Below are 26,088 nucleotides of genomic sequence, written 5' to 3'. Positions count from 1 at the left end.
CGCCGCGTCCGGCTCGGCCACCCAGACCTGGACCTGCACGGCGCCCTGCTCGGGACGACCAGCGGGGCCAGCAGGGTCAGGTCTTCGAGCCGGCCACAGCCGGCCTCGTCGCCGGCGCGGATCGCCAGTTCGACGAACCCGGTGCCGGGGAACAGGATCCGCTCGCCGACGACGTGGTCGGCCAGCCAGGGGTGGGTCCGCACGGACAGCCGTCCGGTCAGCACCACGTCCGCTCCGCCGGCGCGGGCGGTCACGGCGGTGAGCAGCGGGTGCCCGGTGCCGTCCGCGCCGGCCACGCCCGGGGTGGGCCAGAAGCGCCGGTGCCGGAAGGCGTAGGTGGGCAGGTCGGCCCGCCGCGGTTCGAGCGGGGCGAAGAAGGCGTCCCAGTCGACGGCGACCCCTCGCACGTGCACCGCGCCCAACGCGCGGAGCAGGCACTCGTCCTCGGGCTTGTCCTTGCGCAGGGCGGCGATCCCGGTCACGTCGGCCAGTGCGGCCACGTGGGTGGTCAGCGTCGCGTCCGGCCCCAGTTCCAGGAACGTGCGGATTCCGGCGGCGTACAGGGTTTGCAGCGTGTCGGCGAACCGCACGGTGTCACGGACGTGCCGGACCCAGTAGCCGGTGCCGAACTCGGTCACCAGGTCACCGGTCAGGTTCGAGACCACCGGGATTTCGGGCGCGTGGAACGTGATCCCGTCCAACGCACGGGCGAACTCGTCCAGCATCGGCTCCATCAGGCCGGAGTGGAACGCGTGGGACACCGGCAGCCGCTTGGCCCGGTCCGCCTCGATCCGGTCGATCGCCTCTTCCGTGCCGGACAGCACGACTGCGTTCGGGCCGTTGACCGCCGCGATCGACACGTCGGTCCACTGCCGCGCCTCCTCCTCGGTGGCCTGGACCGCCAGCATCGCCCCACCCGGCGGCAGGGCCTGCATCAACCGGCCCCGCGCCTCGACGAGCACACACGCATCCGCCAGCGACAGCACACCCGAGACGTGCGCCGCGGTGATCTCACCGACGCTGTGCCCGGCCACGTAATCCGGCTTGACGCCCCAGGACTCGACGAGCCGGAACAACGCCGTTTCGACCGCGAACAACGCCGGCTGCGTGTACCGGGTTTCGTCCAGCCCGTTCCCGGACCACATCACCTCCCGCAAACCGTCGATCCCCAGCTGGTCCAGCACCTCGTCCAGCGCGGCGGCGAACACGGGGTACCGGGCGGACAGCTCCCGGCCCATCCCCGCCCGCTGCGCGCCCTGGCCGGAGAACAGGATGGCCAAGCGGCCGTCGCCGGTGCCGCTCTCGCTCAGTTCGCGCAGGGCGGCGAGGCCGGACTCGCGGTCCGCGGCCACCACCACGGCCCGGTGGTCGAGTGCGGCCCGGGTGGTGGCCAGCGACCACCCGATGTCCACGGTGCTGCCCTCGGGGAGGCGATCGGCCAGTCGCGCGGCCTGCGCCGGGAGCGCGTCGGCTGTCTTGGCCGAGAGCACCCACGGCACCAGCGCGTCCCACGGTTCCCGCTCGGCCGGTACGGCCGGTTCCGGTGCCTCGATGATGGTGTGGGCGTTGGTGCCGCTGATCCCGAAGGACGACACCCCGAACCGGCGCGGCCGGCCGGTTTCCGGCCACGGCGTCGGTTCGGTCAGCACCTTGACGGCCCCGGCCGACCAGTCGACCTGCGTCGACGGCTCATCCACGTGCAGGCTCGGCGGCAAGATCCCGTGCTGCATCGCCTGCACCATCTTGATGATCCCGGCAACACCGGCCGCGGCCTGGGTGTGGCCGATGTTCGACTTCACCGAACCCAGCCACAACGGCGTTTCCCGCTCCTGGCCGTAGGTCGCCAGCAGCGCGTGCGCCTCGATCGGATCACCCAGCTTCGTGCCGGTACCGTGGCCTTCGACCGCGTCGACGTCCGAAGTGGACAAACCAGCCGACGCCAGCGCCTGCCGGATCACCCGCTGCTGCGAAGGACCGTTCGGCGCGGTCAAACCGTTGGATGCGCCGTCCTGGTTCACCGCCGAACCCCGGACGACTGCCAGCACGTCGTGGCCGTGGCGCCGGGCGTCGGAAAGCCGCTCCAGCACCAGCACGCCGACCCCCTCGGACCAGCCCGTGCCGTCAGCACCGTCCGCGTACGCCTTGCACCGGCCGTCCGGAGCGAGCCCGCCTTGGCGCGTGAACTTCACGAACCCGTTGGCCGAGGCCATCACCGTCACGCCACCGGCCAACGCCAGCGAACACTCCCCCGCCCGCAACGCCTGGCCGGCCCAGTGCAGCGCCACCAGCGACGACGAACACGCCGTGTCGACGCTCACCGCCGGACCTTCCAGCCCCAGCAGGTACGAGACCCGCCCGGACAGCACACTGGCCGAAACCCCGGTCAGGGAGTGGCCGGCCAGGTCTTCCTCCGCCCCGTCGACCACCGAGCCGTAGCTCTGGCCGTTGGTGCCCACGAACACGCCGGTGGCGCTGCCGCGCAACCCGGCCGGGTCGATCCCGGCCCGTTCCAATGCTTCCCACGACACCTCCAGCAACTGACGCTGCTGCGGGTCCATGGCCAGCGCTTCGCGGGGTGAAACCCCGAAGAAGGTGTTGTCGAACCCGGCCGCGTCGGCCAGGAACCCGCCGTGCTGCGTGTCGCTGCGGCCGGGGCCGTCGCCGGCCAGCGCGGCCAGGTCCCAGCCACGGTCCGCCGGGAAGGGCCGGACGGCGTCCTCGCCGCCGACCACCAGCCGCCACAGGTCCTCCGGAGAGGCCACCCCGGCCGGGAAGCGGCAGGCCATGCCGACGATGGCGATCGGGTCGCCGGACACGTCCCGGGTCTCCACCACGGGTGCCTCCGGGCGGCTCTCGCCCAGCAGCGTGGTCAGCAGGAACCCGGTCAGCACGGCGGGGGTCGGGTAGTCGTAGACGAGCGACACCGGCAGCGACAGCCCGGTGATCGTGCCCAGCCGGTTGCGCAGCTCCACCGACATCAGCGAGTCGAAGCCGAGCTCGCGGAACTCCCGCCCGGCCGGCACTTCCGCGGCCGACGAATGGCCGAGCACCTCGGCAGCGACCGCGCGGACGTCGGCCAGCACCCGGTTCCGGGCCTGGGCCCGGGTCAGCTCGGCGAGCTCGGCGGCGAAGCCCCCGGCGGCCGGCCGGAGCGCGGGGGCAGCGGCGCGACGGGCCGGGACCAGTTCGTGCCACAGCGGGGCCAGGCCGGTGCGGGCCCGCAGCGCGGTGTGGTCCGGACGCAGGGCCAGCAGCAGGGCGTCCGGCGCGGACACCGCCGCGTCGAAGAGGGCCAGGCCGTCGGCCAGGCCGAGCGGCGGCAGACCGTCGCGGCGCATCCGGGTGAGGTCGGCGGGGCGCAGCCGGGAGGCCATGCCGACCTCGGGTGACCAGGCGCCCCAGGCGACGGACACCGCGGGCAGCCCTTGGCCGTGGCGGTGCAGGGCCAGGCCGTCGAGGAACGTGTTGGCGGCCGCGTAGTTGCCCTGCCCGGCGGACCCCAGGGTGCCGGCGATCGAGGAGAACAGCACGAAGCCGGCCAGGTCGTGGTCCACAGTGGCTTGGTGCAGGTTCCAGGCGGCGTCGGCCTTCGCGCGCAGCACGTCGTGAACTCGTTGCGGCGTAAGCGAATCGATCACGCCGTCGTCCAGCACGCCGGCTGCGTTCACCACCGCGGTCAACGGCGGCCGGATGCTTGCGACCAGCTCTCGCACGGCTTCGGGGTCGGCCACGTCGCAAGCCCGGACCTCGACCCGGCAGCCCAGCCCGGCGAGCTCCGCGACCAGCTCGTCGACGCCGTCCGCGGCCGGACCGGACCGGCTGACCAGCGCGAGGTGTTCGAAGCCCTGCCCGGCCAGGTGCCGGGCGAGGACCCGGCCGACGCCGCCGGTACCGCCGGTGATCAGCACCGTGCCGGTGCGGTCCCAGCCGGACTCCGTCCGCGGCAGGCGAACCGGCCGCAGCCGGGCGGCGCGCACGTCACCCGCACCGACCCGCAGCTGCGGTTCGGTGGCGGCCAGCGCGGCGGCCAGATCGGCCGGGCCGGCGGTGGGATCCAGGTCGATCAGGCGGAAGCGGCCGGGGTTCTCCGACTGCGCCGAGCGCAGCAGGCCCCAGACCGCGGCCGCGGCCGGGTCCGTGCCGGACCAGACGCCCCGGGTGAGCACGACCAGCTCCACCCCGCCGCAGCGGGGTTCGGCCAGCCACTCCTGGACCAGCGCCAGCGCGCGGACCGCGGCCTGGTGTGCGGAGCCCCCGCCGTCCAGCGCGGCCAGCACCCGTTGTTCGTCCCCGGCCAGGGCGGCCGGGGTTTCGATCGAGCCGAGGCCCTCGGCCAGGCCGAACGGGTCGGTACCCAGCAGCACGGTCCGGCCGGCGGGGCCCGCGGAGGCCGCGGCGGGCAGCCACTCCACCCGGTACAGGGTCTCGGCGGCCGCGTCGCTCCCGGCCGGCTCGCCGAAGCGGATCCGCTCGGCGGTCAGCACGGGCTCGCCGGCCGGGTCGACCGCGGTGAGCGACGCGCTGTCGCCGGCCACGGCCAGCCGGACGCGCAGCGCGGTGGCCCCGGCCGCCCGCAGCGTCACCCCGGCCCACGAGCGCGGCACCCCGGTCACCCCGGCCTCGGCCAGCACCCCCGGCGACAACACGGCCTCCAGCAGGGCCGGGTGCAGACCGTAGCCACCGGGCTCGGCGACTTCGGCCACGAGGAACAGCTCCGCGCCCCGCCGCCAGGCTCCGGTCAGACCGGGCAGCTCCAGCGCTTCGGCGTCTGCCGGCGGCCACGCCATCGCGGCGGCCGAGGCGGGCCCACCCGCCTCGAGGAATCCGGCGTCTTCCGGCGGCCCGGCCACCTGGGTGGCGGCAGTGGGGCCATCCGTTTCGAGAAAGCCAGTGGCATCCTCGATCCACGGCGCTTCGGCTTCTTCCGGCGGCCACGCCATCGCGGCGGCCGAGGCGGGCCCACCCGCCTCGAGGAACCCCGTAGCGTGCTCGGTCCACGGCACGTCCGGTGCGTCGGCCGGGCGCGAGTGCACGGTTACGGGGCGGCGGCCGCCGTCGTCCGCGCCGACCCGGACCTGTACCGCGAGCGCGGCACGGCCGGGCAGCGCCGGCGGCGCTCCCAGGTTCAGCTCGGCCAGCCGGCCGCAGCCGACCTCGTCGCCCGCCCGGATCACCAGGTCGAGCAGGGCCGCGCCGGGTACCACGCCGTCCGGTGGCCACGGGTGGGTGCGCGCCGACCACCGGCCGGTGAGCAGCACGCCCGCCCCCGCCGGGAGCACCACCGCGGCCGCGGCCAGCGGGTGCCCGGTCGGCTGCTGACCCAGCCCGGACGCGTCACCGGTGCCGGTGACCGGGTCCGGCCAGAACCGCCGGTGCCGGAACGGGTAGGTGGGCAGGTCGACGACCTTCGGCTTCAGCGGCGCGTAGAACGCGGTCCAGTCGACCGGCACGCCTCGCACGTGCAGCGCGGCCAGCGCGTGCACCAGGCACTCCTCTTCGCCGCGGTCGCGGCGCAGGGCCGGGATCGCGGCCACGCCGTCGCGGGCGGCCACGTGCGTGGTGAGCGTGGCGTCCGGCCCGAGCTCGAGGACCGTGCCGACGCCGGCTTCGTGCAACGCCGCCACGGTGTCGGCGAACCGCACGGTCTCGCGGACGTGCCGCACCCAGTAGCCGATGTCGGCCAGCTCCTCCCCGGCCGGGCGGCCGGCGAGGCCGGCGACGACCGGGATGCGCAGCGGGTGGAAGCCGATGCCGTCCAGGGCGTGCGCGAACTGGGCGAGCATGGGGTCCATCAACGGCGAGTGGAAGGCGTGCGAGACGGTCAGCCGGGTCCGGCGGTGGCCTTCGGCCTGCCGTTCGATCGCGGCGATGACGTCCTCGGCACCGGCCAGCACGACCGCGGCGGGGCCGTTGACCGCGGCCAGCGAAGCCCGGTCCTCGTGGCCGGCGAGCCACCGGCGGGCCTGCTCTTCGGTGGCCTGGACGGCGAGCATCGCGCCGCCGGGCGGCAGCGTCTGCATGAGGCGGCCGCGCGCGGCGACCAGGGCGCAGGCGTCCGCCAGGGAGAACAGCCCGGCCACGAAGGCGGCGGTGAGCTCGCCGATGCTGTGCCCGGCCACGAAATCGGGCCGGACGCCCCACGACTCGACCAGCCGGAACAACGCGACCTCGACGGCGAACAGGGCCGGCTGGGTGTAGCGGGTCTGGTCCAGGCCCGTGCCGGACCACATCACCTCGCGCAGGTCCGCTAGGCCCTGCTCGGCCAGTTCGGCCAGCACCTCGTCGAGGGCACGCGCGAACACCGGGAAGCGGCCGTGCAGTTCCCGGCCCATCCCGGCGTGTTGCGCGCCCTGGCCGGAGAACACCACGGCCAGCCGGCCGTCGTGCCGCTCGCCCTCGGCCAGCGGGCGGCCCGCCAGCAGCGAACGGTGGTCGGCGTAGGCGGCCCGGTGGTCGAAGCCGCTGCGGGCGGTCAGCAGGGACCAGGTCACGTCCACCGGGTCGGCCTCGGCCGCGAACCCGGCCAAGGCCGCGGCCTGGGCCCGCAGCGCCTCGGGCGACTTGGCCGACAGCACCCAGGGCACCACGGCGTCCGGCCGGGACATCGGCGGCACGGCGACGGGTTCCGCCTGCTCGAGGATGACGTGGGCGTTGGTGCCGCTGATCCCGAAGGAGGAGACACCGGCCCGGCGCGGGCGGCCGCGTTCGGGCCAGCCGACGTTCTCGGTCAGCACGCTGACCGCGCCCGCGGTCCAGTCGACGTGGCCGGAGGGCCGCTCGACGTGCAGCGTCTTCGGCAGGACGCCGTGGTGCATGGCCAGCACCATCTTCATCACCCCGGCGACGCCCGCCGCGGCCTGCGTGTGCCCGATGTTGGACTTGACGGAACCGAGCAGGAGCGGGGTTTCCCGGTCCTGGCCGTAGGTGGCCAGCAGGGCGTGCGCCTCGATCGGGTCCCCCAGCTTCGTGCCGGTGCCGTGCCCTTCCACGGCGTCCACATCGGACGGAGCCAGCCGCGCGGCGGCCAGTGCCTGCCGGATCACCCGCTGCTGCGCGGGGCCGCTCGGCGCGGTCAGGCCGTTGGACGCGCCGTCGGAGTTGACCGCACTGCCGCGCAGCAGGGCCAGGACCCGGTGCCCGTGGCGGCGGGCGTCCGACAGCCGCTCCACGACCAGCACGCCGACGCCTTCGGCCCAGCCGGTGCCGTCCGCGCCGTCGGCGTAGGCCTTGCACCGGCCGTCCTCGGCCAGGCCACCCTGCTTGGAGAACTCCACGAACAGCGTGGGACCGGCCATGATCGTCGCGCCACCGGCCAGTGCGAGCGAACACTCGCCGGAGCGCAGCGCCTGCGCCGCCAGGTGCAGGGCCACCAGCGACGACGAACAGGCCGTGTCCACCGTGAGCGCCGGGCCCTCCACGCCGAGCGTGTAGGCCACGCGGCCGGACAGGACGCTGGGGATCGTGCCGGTCATCCGCAGCCCCCGGGTGTCCGGGTGACCGGCCAGCATGCCCGGGTAGTCGCTGCTGGACGCGCCGAGGAAAACCCCGGCGCGGCCGCCGCGCAGGCCGGCCGGGTCGATCCCGGAGCGCTCCAGCGCCTCCCAGGAGGTTTCCAGCACCAGCCGCTGCTTCGGATCCATCGCCAGCGCTTCGCGCGGGGCGATGCCGAAGAACTCGGCGTCGAACCCGCCCGCGTCGCGCAGGAAGCTGCCGAACCGGGTGGCGCTGCGGCCGGGGGCGTCCGGGTCGTCGGCGCGCAGGGCGTCGAGGTCCCAGCCGCGGTCCTCGGGGAACGGCGTGATGGTGTCCCGGCCGCCGGCCACGACCTCCCACAGCCGCTCCGGCGTGTCGATCCCGTCCGGGAAGCGGCAGGCCATGCCGACGATCGCGATCGGGTCGTCGTCCGGCGCGGCGGACACCGCCGCCGGGGCGGAGACGGGCGCCGTGGCCGGGGCGACCTGGTCGAGCAGGTGCCCGGCCAGCTGCTGCGGCGTGGGGTGGTCGAACACGAGGGTGGCCGACAGCCGCAGGCCGGTGGCCTGGCCGAGCCGGTTGCGCAACTCGACCGCGGTCAGCGAGTCGAAGCCCAGCTCGCGGAACTCCCGGTCCGGCCGGATGCTCGCGGCGTCCGCGTGCCCGAGCACCAGCGCGGCCTGGGCCTGGACCAGGGCCAAGGCGTCCTGCCGGCGCTGGGTGTCACTCCGGCCGGCCAGCCCGGCGGCCCAGCTGCCCGGCTCGGCCGCGGCGACCTCGCCCGGCCCGGCGCGGCGCAGCGCCACCCGCTTCGGGCCGGCCAGCCCGCGCAGCAGGTGCGGCAGGGCGTCGCGGGCGGCCAGCTGCCGGGGATCGACGTCGACGGCGACCACGAGCGGTTCGACCGCCCGGACGGCCCGGTCGAACAGGGCGAGGCCGTCGTCGGCCCGCAGCGGCGGCAGGCCCTTGCGGCGCATCCGGCTCATGTCCTGTTCGGACAGCGTCGCGGTCATCCCGCCCGCCGGTTCCCAGGCGCCCCAGGCGATCGAGACGCCCGGCAGCCCCAGCGAGCGGCGGTAGGCCAGCAGGCCGTCCAGGAAGGTGTTGCCGGCCGCGTAGTTGCCCTGCCCGGCGGACCCGAAGATCCCGGCGACGGAGGAGAACGCCACGAACCCGCCGACCGGCCGGTGGCGGGTGGCCTCGTGCAGGTACCAGGCGCTGTCGGCCTTGGCCGCCAGCACCCGGCCGAGCCGGTCGGCGGTGAGCGATTCGACCAGCCCGTCGTCCAGCACCCCGGCGGCGTGCACGATGCCGGCCAGTGCCGGGTACGACGTGACCAGGCTGGTGGTCGCGACCGGATCGGTCAGGTCGCAGGTCCGCAGGTCCACCCGGGTGCCCGCGGCGGCCAGGTCGGCCGCCAGCTCGGCGGCGCCCTCGGCGCGGGCGCCTCGGCGCGAGCTGAGCACAAGGTGCCGGAAGCCCTGCCCGGCCAGGTGCCGGGCCAGGAGCCGGCCTAGGCCGCCGGTGCCGCCGGTGATCAGCACCGGCAGCTCGCGGTCCCAGGCCCGCGGCATGGTCAGCACGAGCTTGCCGACGTGCTTGGCCTGGCTCATCACCCGCATCGCGTCGGCGGCCCGGCGCACGTCGAACGCTCGGGTCGGCAGGGGGCGGAGGGTGCCGTCGGCGACCAGCTCGGTGAGCCGGCGCAGCAGCTCGCTCGTCCGGTCCGGACCGGCTTCGGCGATGTCGAAGGCGCGGTAGCCCGGGATGTCCGTGCGGAGATCGGTCTTGCCCATCTCGGCGAACCGGCCGCCTTCGGCCAGCAGCCGCACCGAGGCGTCCAGGAACTCGCCCGCCAGGGAGTTCAGCACCACGTCCATGCCGTGGCCGCCCGACACCGCGCGGAAGTCGTCCTCGAAGTCCAGGGCGCGGGAGGAGGCGATGTGGTCCGCGGCCACGCCGAGCTCGCGCAGCACCGGCCACTTCGGCTCGCTGGCCGTGGCGAAGACCTCCGCGCCCAGCCACTGCGCGACCTGGATCGCGGCCATGCCGACGCCGCCGGCACCGGCGTGGATCAGCACCCGGTCGCCGGGCCGGACGGCCGCCACGTCGATCAGGCCGTACAACGCGGTGAGGAACGCGACCGGCGCGCCGGCGGCCTCCTCGTCCGACCACCGTGACGGCACGGCGGTCAGGTAGCGCTCGTCCACGACGGCGGCCGGGCCGAAGGCGCCGGTGACCCGGCCCATCACCCGGTCACCGACGCGCAGGCCGGCGGTCTCGGGGCCGGTCGCGGTGACCACGCCCATCGCCTCGGCACCCAGCAGCGGTACCTCGCCCGGGTACATGCCCAGCGTGTTGAGCACGTCGCGGAAGTTCAGGCCGGCCGCGCGGACCTCGATCCGCACCTCGCGCCCGTGCGGTTCCGGCAGCTCGCACGGCACCAGGCCCAGCCCGTCCAGGCTGCCCTGCTCGACCATGCCGAGCCGCCAGGTGGCGGCGCCGTCCGGCACGGCGAGACCGGTGTCGGCGGCGACGAGGCTGCCGGTCAGCACGCGGCCGTCGCGGACGAGCACCTCGGGCTCGCCGCCGCCCAGCGCCCCGGCCAGCAGGGCGCCGTCGGCCTCGGCGGCCGGGTCCAGGTCCAGCAGCGCGAAGCGGTCCGGGTTCTCGGTGAGCGCGGCCCGTACGAGACCCCACACCGGGGCGGCGACCACCCCGTTCACCTCCGACGGCGACTGGGCGCCGCGGGTCACGAAGACCAGCCGGGACCGGGCGAACGCGGCCTCGGCCAGCCACTGCTGGACCAGCCCGAGCACGACGGTGGTGACCGCGTGGGTCGCGGCGGGCACGCCGACGACGTCGTCCGGCACGCTGAGCGGGGCCAGCACCAGGCCCGGGACGGCGGCACCGTCGCGGGTGATCAGGTCCGGCAGCTCACCGGCCTGCCGGACCGGCACGTCGACGCGGTCGAAGGCGGCCCGCATGCCGAAGGAGTCCGGGCCGACCAGGGCGACGTCGGGCAGGGTGGCGCCGGGCCGGGGGGCGTCGGCCGGGGTCCAGCGGATCGTGTGCAGCGCGCCGCGGCGGCGGGACGGCGAAACGCCGGAGACCACGCGGTCGCGCAGGGAGTCGATGGTGATGACCGGGCGGCCCGTGCCGTCCACGGCGGTGATGGCCATGGCGTCGCCGCCGAGGTCGGTCAGCCGGACCCGCAGCCGGGTGGCGCCGGCCGCGTGCACGGTCACGCCCTGCCAGGCGAACGGCAGCCGCTGCTCGTCCCCGACCGGGCGGGCCACCAGGAGTGTGTGCAGCACCGCGTCCAGCAGGGCCGGGTGCAGGTCGAACCGGGCCGCGGCGGCCACCGCCTGCTCCGGCAGTTCCACCTCGGTGAAGTACTCGCCACCGCGGCGCCACACCGCGGTCAGGCCCTGGAACACCGGGCCGTAGCCGTAGCCGGAGGCGGCGAAGTCGTGGTAGCAGCCGGTCACGTCGATCGGCTCCGCGCCCGGCGGCGGCCAGGCGTCGAACCCGGTGACCGGCTCGGCGGGGGCCGCGGCGGTGAGCTCGCCGGTGGCGTGCCGGGTCCAGCCGCCGCCCTCGGGCCGGGCGTGGACGGCCAGCGTGCCGTCGGCGTCCACCCTGACCTGCAGCTGCACGGCTTCCCGCGCGGGGATCACCAGCGGCACCAGCAGGGTCAGCTCTTCGATCCGGCCCAGGCCCGCCTCGATCCCGGCGCGAGTGGCCAGTTCGACGAACCCGGTGCCGGGGAACAGCACCTGCCCGCCGACGGCGTGGTCGGCCAGCCAAGGGTGGGTGCGCAGCGACAGCCGTCCGGTGAGGACCACGCCGGTGTCGTCGGCCATCGGCACCATGGCGCTGATCAGGGGGTGGCCGGTGGTCTCCAGGCCGTGCCCGGCGGCGTCGCCCGTGGCGCGCGGCGTGGGCCAGTACTGCTCGTGCTGGAAGGCGTAGGTGGGCAGGTCGACCCGCCGCGGTTCGAGCGGGGTGAAGAAGGCGTCCCAGTCGACGGGGACGCCGTGGACGTGCACCGCGCCCAAGGCGCGGAGCAGGCACTCGTCCTCGGGCTTGTCCTTGCGCAGGGCGGCGATCCCGGTCACGTCGGCCAGTGCGGCCACGTGGGTGGTCAGCGTGGCGTCCGGCCCCAGCTCCAGGAACGTCCGGACCCCTTCGCGGTGGAGGGTGTCCAGGCCGTCGGCGAAGCGGACGGTGTCCCGGACGTGCCGCACCCAGTAGTCGACGCTGCCCGGCTCGGTGCACTCACCGGTCACAGTGGACACCAGCGGAATCGTGGACTCGTGGAACGTGATCCCGTCCAGGGCACGCGCGAAGTCCGCGAGCATCGGCTCCATCAGGCCGGAGTGGAAGGCGTGGCTGACCGGCAACCGCTTGGCCCGCTCCGCCGTGATGGTGTCGATCGCCGCCACCGGCCCCGACAGCACCACGGCGTCCGGGCCGTTGACCGCCGCGATGGACACGTCGGTGCCCTCGATCCACGCCAGGGCTTCGGCCTCGGTAGCGCGCACCGCGAGCATCGCCCCGCCCGGAGGCAGGGCCTGCATCAACCGGCCACGAGCTTCGACGAGCGCGCAGGCGTCGGCCAGCGACAGCACACCGGCCACGTGCGCCGCGGTGATCTCGCCGATGCTGTGCCCGGCCACGAAATCGGGCTTGATGCCCCAGGACTCGACGAGCCGGAACAACGCGGTCTCCACCGCGAACAACGCAGGCTGCGTGTATCGGGTTTCGTCCAGCCCATCGCCGGACCACATCACCTCCCGCAGGTCCTCGATCGGGAGCTCGGCCAACACCTCGTCCAGCGCAGCGGCGAACACCGGGTACCGGGCGGACAGCTCCCGGCCCATCCCCGCCCGCTGCGCGCCCTGACCGGAGAACAGCACCGCGAACTTGCCGGGCGTTCGTTCGCCCACTTCGCCCAGCCGGCGCAGGGCGGCGACGCCGGACTCGCGGTCCGCGGCCAGTACCACCGCCCGGTGGTCGAACGCCGTCCGGGTGGTGGCCAGAGACCAGCCGACATCGACCGCGTCGCCGTCGGAAAGCTCTTCGGCCAGCCGGAGGGCCTGCGCCCGCACCGCTTCGGGCGACTTGGCCGAGAGCACCCAGGGGACCAGCACGTCCCGCTCGGCCACCTCGGCCGGGGCGACCGGCTCGGGCGCCTCGATGATGGTGTGGGCGTTGGTGCCGCTGATCCCGAAGGACGACACCCCGAACCGGCGCGGCCGATCGGCTTCCGGCCACGGCGTCGGTTCGGTGAGCACCTTGACGGCCCCGGCGGACCAGTCGACCTGCGTCGAGGGAGCGTCCACGTGCAGGCTCGGCGGCAGCACCCCGTGCTGCATCGCCTGCACCATCTTGATGATCCCGGCAACCCCGGCCGCGGCCTGGGTGTGGCCGATGTTGGACTTCACCGAACCCAGCCACAGCGGGGTTTCCCGGTCCTGGCCGTAGGTCGCCAGCAGCGCGTGCGCTTCGATCGGGTCGCCCAGCTTCGTGCCCGTTCCGTGACCCTCGACCGCGTCGACGTCCGAAGTGGACAGACCAGCCGACGCCAGCGCCTGCCGGATCACCCGCTGCTGCGAAGGACCGTTCGGCGCCGTCAGGCCGTTGGACGCGCCGTCCTGGTTCACCGCGCTGCCCCGCACCACCGCCAGCACCCGGTGGCCGTGGCGCTGCGCGTCCGCCAGCCGCTCCAGCACCAGCACGCCGACGCCCTCGGACCAGCCCGTGCCGTCAGCACCGTCGGCGTACGCCTTGCAGCGGCCGTCGGCGGCGAGACCGCCTTGCCGGGTGAACTTCACGAACCCGTTCGGCGACGACATCACCGTCACCCCACCGGCGAGGGCCAGCGAGCACTCCCCCGCCTGCAACGCCTGGCCCGCCCAGTGCAGGGCCACCAGCGACGACGAACACGCCGTGTCGACGCTCACCGCCGGGCCTTCCAGGCCGAGGGTGTAGGCGACCCGGCCGGACAGCACGCTGGCCGACACCCCGGTCAAGGTGTGCCCGATCAGGTCTTCCTCGGCGCCCTCGACCACCGAGCCGTAGCTCTGGCCGTTCGTCCCGACGAACACGCCGGTGGCGCTGCCGCGCAACCCGGCCGGGTCGATGCCCGCCCGTTCCAGCGCTTCCCACGACACCTCCAGCAGCTGCCGCTGCTGGGGATCCATGGCCAGCGCCTCACGCGGCGAGACCCCGAAGAAGGCGCCGTCGAACCCGGCGATGTCGGCGAGGAACCCGCCGCGCTGGGTGTCGCTGCGGCCGGGGCCGTCGCCGGCCAGCGCGGCCAGGTCCCAGCCACGGTCGGCGGGGAAGTCCCCGATGCCGTCGCGGCCGGTCGCGACCAGTTCCCACAGCTGCTCGGGCGAGGCCACCCCGGCCGGGAAGCGGCAGGCCATCCCGACGATCGCGATCGGCTCGCCGGAGACGTCCCCGGCCCCGGCGACCGCGGTGGCGGCCCGCTCGCCGAGCAGCGTGGCCGCCAGGTAGCCGGCGAGCACCTCGGGCGTCGGGTAGTCGTAGACGAGGGACACGGGCAGGGTCAGCTGCGTCGCGGCGGCCAGCTGGTTGCGCAGCTCCACCGACATCAGCGAGTCGAAGCCGAGTTCGCGGAACTCCCGGCCGGCCGAGATCCCCGCGGCGGAGGTGTGCCCGAGGACCTCGGCGGCGACGGCGCACACGGTGGCCAGCACCTGCTCGCGCACCTGGGCGCGGCTGAGCCCGTCGAAGGCGCCGGCCGCGGCGGCGGTGCCGGTGGCCGCGGCGGCCCGCCGGGCACCCGCCAGCTCGTGCCAGAGCGGGGTGAGGTCGGTCCGGGCCCGCAGGGCGGCGTGCCCGAGGCGCAGCGGGACCAGCAGCGGGTCCTCGGCCGCGACCGCGGTGTCGAACAACGCGAGACCCAGCTCGACCGACAGCGGCGGGAGGCCCTCGCGGTGCATCCGGGCGATGTCGACGTCGCGCAGCCGCGAAGCCATGCCCACTTCGGGTGACCAAGCGCCCCAGGCGACCGACACCGCAGGCAGCCCGAGACCGCGCCGGTGCAGCGCCAGGCCGTCGAGGAACGTGTTGGCGGCCGCGTAGTTGCCCTGCCCGGCAACGCCGAGGCTGCCGGCGATCGAGGAGAACAGCACGAACCCGGCCAGGTCGAGGTCCGAGGTGGCCTGGTGCAGGTTCCAGGCGGCGTCGGCCTTGGCGCGCAGCACGTCGTGAATTCGTTGCGGGGTCAGGGATTCGATCACGCCGTCGTCGAGGATCCCGGCCGCGTTCACCACCGCGGTCAACGGCGGCTCGATGGTTCCGACCAGCTCTCGCACGGCTTCGGGGTCGGCCACATCGCAAGCCCGGACCTCGACCTGGCAGCCCACCTCGGCCAGCTCCGCGACCAGCTCGTCCACGCCGTCCGCGGCCGGACCGGACCGGCTGACCAGCGCGAGGTGTCCGAAGCCCTGCCCGGCCAGGTGCCGGGCCAGCACCCGGCCCAGCCCGCCGGTGCCGCCGGTGATCAGCACCGTGCCGGTGCGGTCCCAGCCGGAGTCCACCCGAGACAGGCGAACCGGCCGCAGCCGGGCCGCCCGCACGTCACCCGCACCGACCCGCAGCTGCGGCTCGGCCGAACCCAGCGCGGCGGCCAGATCGGCCGGGCCCGCGGTGTTGTCCAGGTCGACCAGGCGGAACCGGCCCGGGTGCTCCGACTGCGCCACCCGCAGCAAGCCCCACACCGCCGACGCGGCCACGTCCGCACCGGACCACACACCGCGGGTCACCACAGTCAGCGTGGCACCGCCGAAACGGGGCTCGGCCAGCCATTCCCGGGCGACGGCCAGCGCACGGCAGCTCAGGTCGTGCGCGGAGACGCATTCGTCGCCGCCGTCACCGGAGAACGCGACCAGCACCGGCGCCGAGCCGTCGGAGACCTCGGCGAGGCTGGGCACCGGCGGTCCGGCTTCGAGGCCGAACGGGTCGGCGCCGACGAGGACCGGGCGGCGCGTGGGCGCTTCGGCCGACGTCGGCAGCCAGTCGATGCGGTAGAGCGTCCGGCGGTCCGCGCCGTCCGGCTGGACCGGCTCGGCGACCAGGTCCAGCTCGGCGGTGAGAACGGGGGCGCCGTCCGGGTCGACGGCGACGAGCTCGGTGCCGGCCAGCCGGACCCGCAGCACGGTGGCGCCGGTGGCGTGCAGGGTGGTGCGGCGCCAGCGGTGGGCGAACCCACCGGCGGACCCGCCCGCGGCCAGCGCGTGCAGCGCGTTGTCCAGCAGCGCGGGGTGTAGGCCCCAGCCGTCCCCGGCCGGGCCTGCCACCTCCGCGAACACCTCCGAGCCGCGCGTCCGGACGCTGCGGACGCCGGGTCCGGCGGTGGACACGGTGCCGGCGTCGGCGGGCGGCCACGCCAAGGCGGTGCCGGCCGGGGCGGCGGGCCGGACGAGGTGTCCGGTGGCGTGCTCGGTCCAGTCGTCCGCGCCGGTGCGCGAGCGCAGCACGAACGGGCGATCGCCGTCCCGCTCCGCACCGACGTGCACCTGGACCTGCAGCGCGTCCTGCTCGGGCAGCACCAGGGGTGACCGCACGACCAGCTCGCCGAGCGCACCGCAGCCGAGCTCGTCGCCGGCGCGGATCACCAGTTCGGGGAACCCGTTGGCCGGGAACGTGATCCGGCCGTCCAGCCGGTGCCCGGCCAGCCACGGGTGGGTGCGCACGGACAGCTGCCCGGTCAGCACCACGCCCGCGGAGTCCGGCAGGGCGACGGCGGCGCTGAGCACCGGGTGCCCGGTCGCCTGCTGGCCCAGCCCGGACGCGTCCGAGACGACCGGCTTGGGCGTGGGCCAGTAGCGCTCGTGCTGGAAGGCGTAGGTGGGCAACGCGACCGTGCGCGGCCGGTGTGGCGCGAAGAAGGCCGTCCAGTCGATCCGGACGCCCCGCGCGTGCATCGCGCCCAGCGCCCGCAGCAGGCTTTCCACTTCGGGGTGGCCCTTGCGCAGCACCGCGATCCCGGCCACTTCGGCGAACCCGGCCACGTGCGCGGTCAACGTCGCATCCGGACCGAGTTCGACGAACGTCCGCACCCCGTGGTCCTGCAACGTGGCCAGCCCGTCGGCGAACCGGACGGTCTCCCGGACGTGCCGGACCCAGTAACCGGCGTCGAACGCACCGACGAGCTCACCGGTCAGGGTGGAGACCACGGGGATCCGCGGAGGGTGGACCTCCATCCCCGCACGACTTCGGCGAACTCGGCCAGCATCGGGTCCATCAGGCCGGAGTGGAACGCGTGCGAAACCGGCAGCCGCTTGGCCCGGCGGCCCTCCGCGAGCGCCAGCACCGCCGCCTCCGGCCCCGCCAGCACCACCGCGTCCGGGCCGTTCACCGCGGCGATCGAGACGTCGGTGCCTTCGATCCACGTCCGCACCTCGGCTTCGGTGGCCCGCACCGCCAGCATCGCCCCACCGGCGGGCAGGGCCTGCATCAACCGGCCGCGGGCCGCGACCAGCCGGCAAGCGTCGGCCAGCGACAGCGCACCCGAAACGTGCGCGGCGCTGATCTCGCCGACGCTGTGCCCGGCCAGGTAGTCGGGCTCGATGCCCCACGACTCGGCCAGCCGGAACAGCGCCACCTCGACCGCGAACAACGCCGGCTGCGTGAATTCCGTCCGGTCCAGGCCCTCCCCGGACCCGAGCGCCTCGCGCAGCCCGTCGACGTCCAGCGTGGACAGCACCTCGTCCAGCGCTGCCGCGAACACCGGGAACCGCTCGGCCAGCTCACGGCCCATGCCGGCCCGCTGGGCGCCCTGGCCGGAGAACAGCACCGCGACCTTGCCGCGGCTGCGGACGCCGGTCGCGGCCGGGCGGCCGGCGCGCAGCGACGCGCGGTCGGTGAACACCGCGGTGTGGTCGAACGCCGCCCGGGAGGCCAGCAGGGACCAGGCCACGTCCACCAGGTTCGGCTCGTGCGTGCCGAGGTGCGCGGCCAGTGCGGCGGCCTGGGCGCGCAGCGCGTCCGGCGTCTTGGCCGACACCACGAACGGCACCGGCGCCTCGGCGGGCTCCGGCTCCGTCCCGGCCGGCTCGGGTGCTTCGAGGACGACGTGGGCGTTGGTGCCGCTGATCCCGAAGGAGGACACCCCCGCCCGGCGCGGCCGGCCGGTCGCGGGCCAGTCGGCCCGCTCGGTCAGCAGGCGGATGGCGCCGGCCTGCCAGTCCACCCGGGACGACGGCGTGCCGGCGTGCAGGGTCGGCGGCAGCACGCCGTGCTGCATCGCCAGCACCATCTTGATGATTCCCGCGACCCCGGCCGCGGCCTGGGCGTGCCCGATGTTGGACTTCAGTGAGCCCAGCCACAGCGGGGTTTCCCGGTCCTGGCCGTAGGTCGCCAAGAGGGCCTGCGCTTCGATCGGGTCGCCGAGCTTCGTGCCCGTTCCGTGGCCCTCGACCACATCGACGTCCGAAGTGGACAGACCGGCCGACGCCAGCGCTTGGCGGATCACCCGCTGCTGCGCCGGACCGTTCGGCGCCGTCAGGCCGTTCGAGGCGCCGTCCTGGTTCACCGCACTGCCCCGCACCACCGCCAGCACCTCGTGACCGTGACGCCGGGCGTCCGACAGCCGCTCCAGCACCAGCACGCCGACACCCTCGGCCCAGCCGACCCCGTCGGCGTCGTCGCCGTAGGACTTGCAGCGGCCGTCCGAGGACAGGCCGCCCTGGCGGGCGAACTCGGCGAACTTGTGCGGGGTGGCCATCACGGTCACGCCGCCGGTCAGCGCCAGGCCGCACTCCCCGTTGCGCAGGGCCTGCGCGGCGAGGTGCAGGGAAACCAGCGACGACGAACACGCCGTGTCCACGCTGACCGCGGGCCCCTCCAGGCCCAGGGTGTAGGACACCCGGCCGGACAGCACGCTGGCGGCCAGGCCGGTGCCGGTGTGGCCCTGGAGGTCCTCGGCGGCGTTGCCGGCGACGGTGGCGTAGCTCTGGCCGTTCGTCCCGACGAACACGCCGGTGGCACTGCCGCGCAACCCGGCCGGGTCGATGCCCGCCCGTTCCAGCGCTTCCCACGACACCTCCAGCAGCTGCCGCTGCTGGGGATCCATGGCCAGCGCCTCGCGCGGCGAGACCCCGAAGAACCCGGCGTCGAACCCGGCGGCGTCGGCGAGGAACCCGCCCCGGGCGTAACCGCCGTCGAGCTGCCAGCCGCGGTCGGCCGGGAACTCCGTGGTGGCGTCGATCCCCTCGGCGACCAGGTCCCAGAGGTCCTCCGGGGACCGCACCCCGGCGGGCAGCCGGCAGGCCATGCCGACGATGGCGATCGGGTCGCCGGAGAACGGCCGCGGCGCGGGCGTGGCCCGCTCGTCGCCGGCCGCGCTGCCGAGCAGCGCGCCGGCGAGGAACCCGGCCAGCCCGGTGGGTGTCGGGTAGTCGAAGGCCAGGGACGCGGGCAGGGCGAGCCCGGTGGCGTCGGCCAGCCGGTCCCGCAGCCGCACCACGCGCAGCGAGTCGAAGCCCAGGTCGGCGAAGTCGCGGTCCGGGGCCAGGTCGCCCTCTGGGCCGGCGCCGTCGGCGGCCAGCAGCGCGGCCGCCTCGCGGACGACCAGCGCGACCAGGTGCGGCACCCGGTCGGCCGCCGGCAGCCCGGTCAGTTCGCGAGCCAGCGGGTTGTCCAGCGCGACCGGGGTCTCGGCCGCCTCGGCCGATGCGGGCGCGCCGACGGGCAGCGGCAGCCGGCGGGCGGGAGGATCGGCGAAGAACGCGGCCCAGTCCGGGCCGGTGCCGTGCACGTGCAATTCGGCCAGCGCGGTCACCAGCGCACGCTCTTCGTCCTGCCCGGCCCGCAGCGCGGCCACCGCCACGCCGGACAGCGACTCGGCGGCCTGGGCGGCGAGCACCGCGTCCGCGCTCAGCTCGAGCACCGCGGTCACGCCGAGCTCGCGCAGGGTGGCGACGGCGTCGGCGAAGCGGACCGCGCCGCGGGCCTGGCGCACCCAGTACTCCGGGCCGGTCCAGTCGCCCTCGGTCACCTGCGCACCGGTCAAGGTGGACACGGCGGCGAGCCGCACGTCGTGGTAGGTCAAGGATTCCGCGATTTCCCGCAGCCCGGCGAGAGCGGGCTCCACCAGCGGGGAGTGGAAGGCCCGGTTGACCGCCAGCCGCCGGGTGCGGTGGCCCTGCTCCCGCAGCCGCTGCTGCGCCGACAGGACGGCCTCGGTCGCGCCGGAGAGCACCACCGAGCCGGGGCCGTTGACGGCGCCGACGCACAGCTCGTGCTCGTGTCCGGCCAGCAGCGGGCGCACCTGCCCTTCGGTGGCCGCCACGGCGACCATGGCGCCACCGTCCGGCAGTTCCTCCATCAGCCGGCCGCGGTGCGCGGCCAGCCGGGCGGCGTCGGCCAGCGACCACACCCCGCCGACGTGGGCGGCGGCCAGCTCGCCGATCGAGTGCCCGGTCACCACGTCCGGGCGCAGGCCCCAGGACGCCAGCAACCGGAACAGCGCGACCTGGAACGCGAACAGCGCGGGCTGGGTGTAGCGGGTGTGGTCGAGCAGCTCCGCTTCCGCGGCGCCGGGTTCGGCCCACACAACGGTCTTCAGTGGACGGTCGAGGTGCCGGTCCAGTTCCGCGCAGGCGGCGTCGAATTCCGCGGCGAACACCGGGAACCGCGCGTGCAGCTCCCGGCCCATGCCGAGCCGCTGCGCGCCCTGGCCGGAGAACACGAAGGCCAGCCCGCCGTGCCCGGCTTCCCGGCGCACGGCGCCGTCGAGACCGGCCAGCCCGGCCAGCAGCTCCGCCCGGTCCGCACCCAGCACCGCGGCGCGGTGCCGCAGCGCGGCCCGGCCGGTGGCCGCGGAGAACGCGACGTCCCGCACGGCCGCCCCGGACTCCAGCACGGCCCGCCAGGCCGCGGCCTGCTCGGCCAGCGCGCCGGGCTCCGGTGCGGACAGCAGCACCGGCAGGTACCCCGCCCGGCCACCACGGGCCGCCGGATCACCGCCGGCCGCCTGGTTCGCTGCTGCACTGCCCATCACTCGACCACCTCGAACGTCGTAGGTCTTGCCACGGCTTCGATCGGCGACTGTATGAGCGGCCCGACTGTACTTTTTCCCAAAGGCCGTCCGAGCAGCCGGTATTCCGGCCAGAGCTGGGGTTTTCCCTGGGCGTACCGGCGCACACTTCGGGCTGACCCGCCACAGCAGCACGACCCGCGACAAGGGAAGGCAGTTCCCATGGACACCGCCCAGCGCCCCATTCTCTTCGTCGGCCTGCCGGAGAGCGGGCTGTTGAACCCGCTGCTGGTGCTGGCAGGCGAGCTGGCCGCCCGCGGCACCGAAGACCTGTGGTTCGCCACCGACGAACACCGGCGGGCGGAGGTCACGGCGCTGTCCGCCCGCAGCGAGGTGCGGTTCGCCTCACTGGGCGACCCGGTGCCGGAGCTGTCCGCGGTCACCTGGGACGACGAGGTGTACGCGGCGGTGACCCAGCGCTCGCGCTTCAAGGCCACCAAGGCGCTGATCGAGCACTCCTACGACCCCAGCCTGCAGGTGGACAAGTACCGCCGGCTCGAAGCCGTCGTGGAGCAGGTGCGACCCGCGCTGATGGTGATCGACGTGATGTGCACCTTCGCGCTCAACCTGGCCATCACCAAGGGCATCCCGTTCGTGCCGACCGTGCCGTTCCTGCCCAGCAACGTGCTGACCGGCAACATCCCGTTCAGCAAGTCCTACACCCCGAGGGACTTCCCGGTGCCCCGCTCGGGCCTGCCGTACCCGATGAGCGCGGCCCAGCAGCTGGCCAATCGCCTCTTCAAGCTGCGCACTGTCCTCATGTTCGCCAACCCCCGGATGTCCAAAGTGCTCAAGCAGGGCGGCGAGATCCGCAAGGAGCTGGGCATCGCACCGGAGGCCGCCAAGGCGATGGCCCGGATCGACCGCGCCGAGCTGGTGCTGTGTTTCTCCGTGGCCGAGCTGGACTACCCCTTCACCCTGCCGGAGAAGGTGAAACTGGTCGGCGCGCTCGTCCCCGACCTGCCCCAGGCACCCGGCGACCGCAGCATCACCGACTGGCTGGACGCCCAGGAGTCCGTGGTGTACATGGGTTTCGGCACGATCACCCGGCTGACCCGGGACGAGGTGCACGCGCTGGTCGAGGTGGCCCGGCGGATGAGCGCGCACCAGTTCCTCTGGAAACTGCCCGCCGAGCAGCAGCACCTGCTGCCGCCGGCCGGATCGCTGCCGGCCAACCTGCGGATCGAAAGCTGGCTGCCGTCCCAGCTCGACGTGCTGGCCCACCCCAAGGTCCGGGTGTTCTTCAACCACGCCGGCGGGAACGCCTACCACGAAGGCCTCTACTTCGGGAAGCCGCTGGTGTCCCGGCCGCTGTGGGTCGACTGCTACGACCAGGCGGTGCGCGCCGAGAGCCTCGGGGTCGGGCTGACGGTGGACCGGCCGCACACGGTCGACCCGGACGACGTCGTGGACAAGCTGACCCGCGTGCTGACCGATCCCGCGTTCACCGAGCGGGCCGCCCACACGTCCGCGCTGCTGCAGGCCGCGGGCGGGCGGCGCACCGCCGCCGATCTGCTGATGAAGCTGCCCGCGCTGGCCTGAGGAGCGACGAAACCGTGGCCTACACCTATTCCGTGTCCCGCCCCAGCCTGACCGGCCGGGAACTCGAGTACGTCACCGAAGGGATCAGCGACGGCTGGATCTCTTCGCAGGGACCGCACGTGCGCCGCTTCGAGCGCGCTTTCGCCGACTACAACGGCGTCGCGCACGGCGTCGCCTGTTCCTCCGGCACCACCGCGCTCACCCTCGCCCTGCGGGCGCTGGGCGTCGGCCCGGGCGACGAGGTGATCGTGCCGGAGTTCACCATGATCGCCAGCGCCTGGGCGGTCACCTACACCGGCGCGACGCCGGTGTTCGTCGACTGCGGGGACGACCTCAACCTCGACGTGGCCCGGATCGAGGAGAAGATCACCCCGCGCACCAAGGTGCTCATGCCGGTGCACATCTACGGCCGCCGCTGCGACATGGACCCGATCATGCGGCTGGCCTACGAGTACAACCTGTACGTGGTGGAGGACTCGGCCGAGGCGCACGGGGTCCGCCCGGTCGGCGACATCGCCTGCTTCTCGCTCTACGCCAACAAGATCATCACCGCCGGCGAAGGCGGCATCTGCCTGACCGACGACGCCCGGCTGGCCGGTCAGATCGCGCACCTGCGGGGCATGGCCTTCTCCGACGACCACTCGTTCCTGCACAAGAAGCTGGCCTACAACTTCCGGATGACCGACATGCAGGCCGCGGTGGCGCTGGCCCAGACCGAGCGGCTGGACGACCTGCTGGCCGCGCGCAAGGAGATCGAGCGGCGCTACGACGAGGGCCTGGCCGGGATCGACGGCATCACGCTGATGCCGCCGCGCGACGTGCTGTGGATGTACGACGTGCGGCCGAGCGCCGCGACGAACTGCGCGCCTACCTGGCCGCCGAAGGCATCGAGACCCGGCTGTTCTTCAAGCCGATGAGCCGCCAGCCGGGCTACTTCGACGCGTCCTGGCCCGCGCTCAACGCCTCCCGGTTCGCCGCGGACGGCTTCTACCTGCCCACCTACGTCGGGCTGACCGCGAGCGACCAGGAGTTCATCACCGGCAAGGTGCGGCAGTTCCACGCCGCCTGACCCACCGATCCCCGTCTGCCTACGGAAAGTGCGATGACGAGCACCGACACCCCCATGGTCGAGTTCCCGGTGCGGCGCCCGGGCGAACCCTTCCCGCCCGAGGCCTACGCCGGCTACCGCGAACGGGCCGGCCTGGTCCGCACCACACTGGCCACCGGCCAGCCGGTCTGGCTGGTCTCCCGGCACGAGGACGTGCGGGCCGTGCTGACCGACCGCCGGATCAGCGCGAACCCGGAGAACGAGGGCTTCCCGAAGGTCGGCCGGACCGGCGGGGTCCCGACGCAGGACGAGATCCCCGGCTGGTTCGTCGGCCTCGACCCGCCCGAGCACGACCGGTTCCGCAAGGCGCTGATCCCGGAGTTCTCGGTCCGCCGGATCCGGGCCTGGCAGCCGCTGATCCAGCGCACGGTGGACGAGTGCGTGGACGCGTTGCTGGCCAAGGGCGGCCGGGCCGACCTGGTCGAGGACTTCGCGCTGGCGGTGCCCTCCCTGGTGATCTCGACCATGCTGGGCGTGCCGAACGACGACCGGCCCTTCTTCGAGGCCAAGACCAAGATCCTGGTGAACCTGCAGCGCAGCACCGAACAGGAGCGGGCGGGCGCGGTCCGGCAGCTGCTGCGCTACATCACCCGGCTGATCGGCATCAAGCAGAAGTGGCCCGGCGACGACCTGATCACCCGGATCCTCGCCACCGGGGCGATCACGCCCCAGGAGCTGTCCGGCGTGGTCATGCTGCTGCTGATCGCCGGGCACGAAACCACGGCCAACAACATCTCGCTGGGTGTGGTCACGCTGCTGGCCAACCCGGAGTGGATCGGGGACGAGCGGGTGGTGGAGGAGCTGGTCCGCTACCACTCCGTGGCCGACCTGGTCGCCATGCGCACCGCCGTCGAGGACGTCGAGATCGGCGGCCAGCTGATCCGCGCGGGCGAAGGCCTGATCCCGCTGATCGCCGCGGCCAACCACGACACGGCCGCCTTCGCCTGCCCGCACGAGTTCAAGCCCGACCGCCCGGCCCGCAACCACGTCGCGTTCGGCTTCGGCGTGCACCAGTGCCTGGGCCAGAACCTGGTCCGGGCCGAGATGGCCGCGGTGTACCGGACGCTGTTCGAGCGGGTGCCGACGCTCCGGATCGACGCTCCGCTCGAGGAGCTGCCGTTCAAGTACGACGGCACGCTCTTCGGCCTGCACGCGCTGCCCGTGCGCTGGCAGGCCACCCCGGACCGGAGCGAGGAGGGCACGACATGAACGGTGGACGGCACCTGCTGGTCCGCTGGTTTTCGGCGCTGGGGTCGGCATTTTCGGGGCACCGGGTCGACCGCTCGCACCCCCAGGCGGTCGAGCTGTCCGGTCCGTGCTTCCCGGACTGGTGCGTCACCTTCGCCACCAGCACCTGGAACGGCGTCGGCGCTCCCCCGCCCGGCCCCTGCGGCTCGCACTGCGCGCAGCGCCGCTGAACCCGGCCCCGCGACTTTCGAGAACCGGGAGGAACGACCGTGCAGATCACCGTCGACACCGGACGCTGCATCGGCGCGGGCCAGTGCGTGCTGACCGCGCCGGAGGTGTTCGACCAGAACGACAGCGGCATCGTCACGGTGCTGCGGCCGGCGCCGTCCGGCGGTGACGCCGTCGCCGCGCGCGAGGCCGCGCTGGTGTGCCCGTCCGCGACGATCACCATCGAAGAGCGCGGCCCGCGGCACCGGCCGCCGAAAGGGAGGAACCGATGACCACGACGGAGGAACGGGTGCTGCTGGCGTCCGACGAGCCCTTCGTGCGACGGCTGTGCCCGCACCTGCGGGAACCGTACGACGGTCCGCCGGTGCGGCGGATCGTCACCCCGGCCGGCGACCAGGCGTGGCTGGTGTCCCGGTACGCCGAGATCAAGGGACTGCTGCGGGACGACCGGCTCGGGCGGTCGCACCCGGATCCGGAACACAAGCCGCAGTACGCCGGCAACCCCACCTACGACCTGGCCACCGCCGCCGACCACGGGGCCGGGGACAAGTTCCATCACGGCCTGCGCAAGGTGCTGCAGCCGCACTTCGCGGCCCGGCACATGCTGCACCTGCGGCCGAAGGTGGAGGAGCTGACCGCGGGCCTGGTCGAGGCGTTCGCCGCCCGGCCGCGCCCGGCCGACCTGCACGCCGGCCTGTCGGCCCCGCTCACCCTGCTGGTGATCTGCGAGCTGCTGGGCGTGCCCGCGGACGAACGCGAGCAGTGCGCGGCCCTGGTGTCCCGGATGGGCGGGGTGGCCGACGAGCAGGGCGGCGGCACGGCCGCGTTCTTCGGCTACCTGCGCGACCTGGCCGCCCGCAAGCGGGCCGCGCCGGCGGACGACGTCATGTCCCGCCTGGTGACCGGCAACGACGTGACCGACGAGCAGGTCGGCGAGATCGCCATGCTGCTGCTGTTCGCCGGGATCGGCTCGACGGTCAAGCAGATCGACTACGGCTTCCTGCTGCTGGCCAACGATCCGGCGCAGCGCGACGCGGTGGCGGCCGATCCGGAGCTGGTGCCGCGGGCCGTCGAGGAGATGCTGCGGGTGTCCGGCAGCCTCAGCCTGCCGCGGTACGCCCGCGAAGACATCGAGCTCGGCGGGGTGACCATCGGCAAGGACGAACTGGTGCTGCTGGACCTGGCCCGGGCCAACATGGACGTCGACGCCTTCGACTGCCCGGCCGAGTTCGACGTCGGCCGCGCGCCCAACCGGCACCTGACCTTCGCGCACGGTGCGTGGGCCTGCATGGGCGCCCCGCTGGCCCGGATCCTGATGCAGGTGCTGTTCACCCGCCTGCTGAGCCGCCTGCCCGGCCTGCGGCCGCTGGTCCCCGCGGCCGAAGTGGCCACCACGGACGCCCCGCTCGGCGGCGGCCTCACCGATGAACTGCTCGTCACCTGGTAAGTCCCCGACCGCCAGGGCCGTCAC

General features: G+C 74.4%; 6 protein-coding genes and 2 pseudogenes. 6 read left to right on the top strand and 2 right to left on the bottom strand.

Annotated features, from left to right (window positions below):
* Positions 1-53 precede the first annotated feature (53 nt).
* Together HUT10_RS50340 and HUT10_RS02010 are read right to left on the bottom strand one after the other, a co-directional pair.
* A pseudogene (locus HUT10_RS50340) lies at positions 54-16,436 on the bottom strand (SDR family NAD(P)-dependent oxidoreductase); the annotation flags it as partial.
* 236 nt (positions 16,437-16,672) lie between these two features.
* The gene (locus tag HUT10_RS02010; protein WP_217709536.1) at positions 16,673-20,512 is read right to left on the bottom strand and encodes a type I polyketide synthase; all 3,840 of its coding nucleotides are present in this window, start codon (positions 20,510-20,512) and stop codon (positions 16,673-16,675) included.
* A gap of 201 nt (positions 20,513-20,713) precedes the next feature.
* Here HUT10_RS02010 and HUT10_RS02005 point away from each other — a divergent pair, with 201 nt between their 5' ends.
* The 6 genes and pseudogenes from HUT10_RS02005 (at position 20,714) to HUT10_RS01980 (ending at position 26,064) form a co-directional block, all read left to right on the top strand.
* Positions 20,714-22,093 carry a glycosyltransferase gene (locus HUT10_RS02005; protein WP_176169609.1) on the top strand — a complete coding sequence of 460 codons (1,380 nt, stop codon included), beginning with the start codon at positions 20,714-20,716 and terminating at the stop codon, positions 22,091-22,093.
* 14 nt (positions 22,094-22,107) lie between these two features.
* Positions 22,108-23,162, top strand: a pseudogene (locus tag HUT10_RS02000) (DegT/DnrJ/EryC1/StrS family aminotransferase).
* 33 nt (positions 23,163-23,195) lie between these two features.
* Positions 23,196-24,410 (top strand): cytochrome P450, encoded by a 1,215-nt coding sequence (locus HUT10_RS01995; protein ID WP_176169608.1) that lies wholly within the window; start codon positions 23,196-23,198, stop codon positions 24,408-24,410.
* Entirely contained in the window at positions 24,407-24,619 is a 213-nt protein-coding gene (locus tag HUT10_RS01990; RefSeq protein ID WP_176169607.1) for a hypothetical protein, read from the top strand. The genes HUT10_RS01995 and HUT10_RS01990 overlap by 4 nt, the downstream gene beginning before the upstream one ends.
* Before the next feature lie 39 nt (positions 24,620-24,658).
* A complete protein-coding gene (locus tag HUT10_RS01985; protein ID WP_176169606.1) occupies positions 24,659-24,889 on the top strand; it encodes a ferredoxin in 231 nt (76 codons plus the stop codon).
* Positions 24,886-26,064 carry a cytochrome P450 gene (locus tag HUT10_RS01980; RefSeq protein WP_176169605.1) on the top strand — a complete coding sequence of 393 codons (1,179 nt, stop codon included), beginning with the start codon at positions 24,886-24,888 and terminating at the stop codon, positions 26,062-26,064. Before HUT10_RS01985 ends, HUT10_RS01980 begins: the two co-directional genes overlap by 4 nt.
* Positions 26,065-26,088 lie beyond the last annotated feature (24 nt).

The sequence above is a fragment of the Amycolatopsis sp. Hca4 genome, from assembly GCF_013364075.1.
GTDB lineage: Bacteria > Actinomycetota > Actinomycetes > Mycobacteriales > Pseudonocardiaceae > Amycolatopsis.
This window is presented reverse-complemented; position numbering and strand designations above follow the sequence as displayed.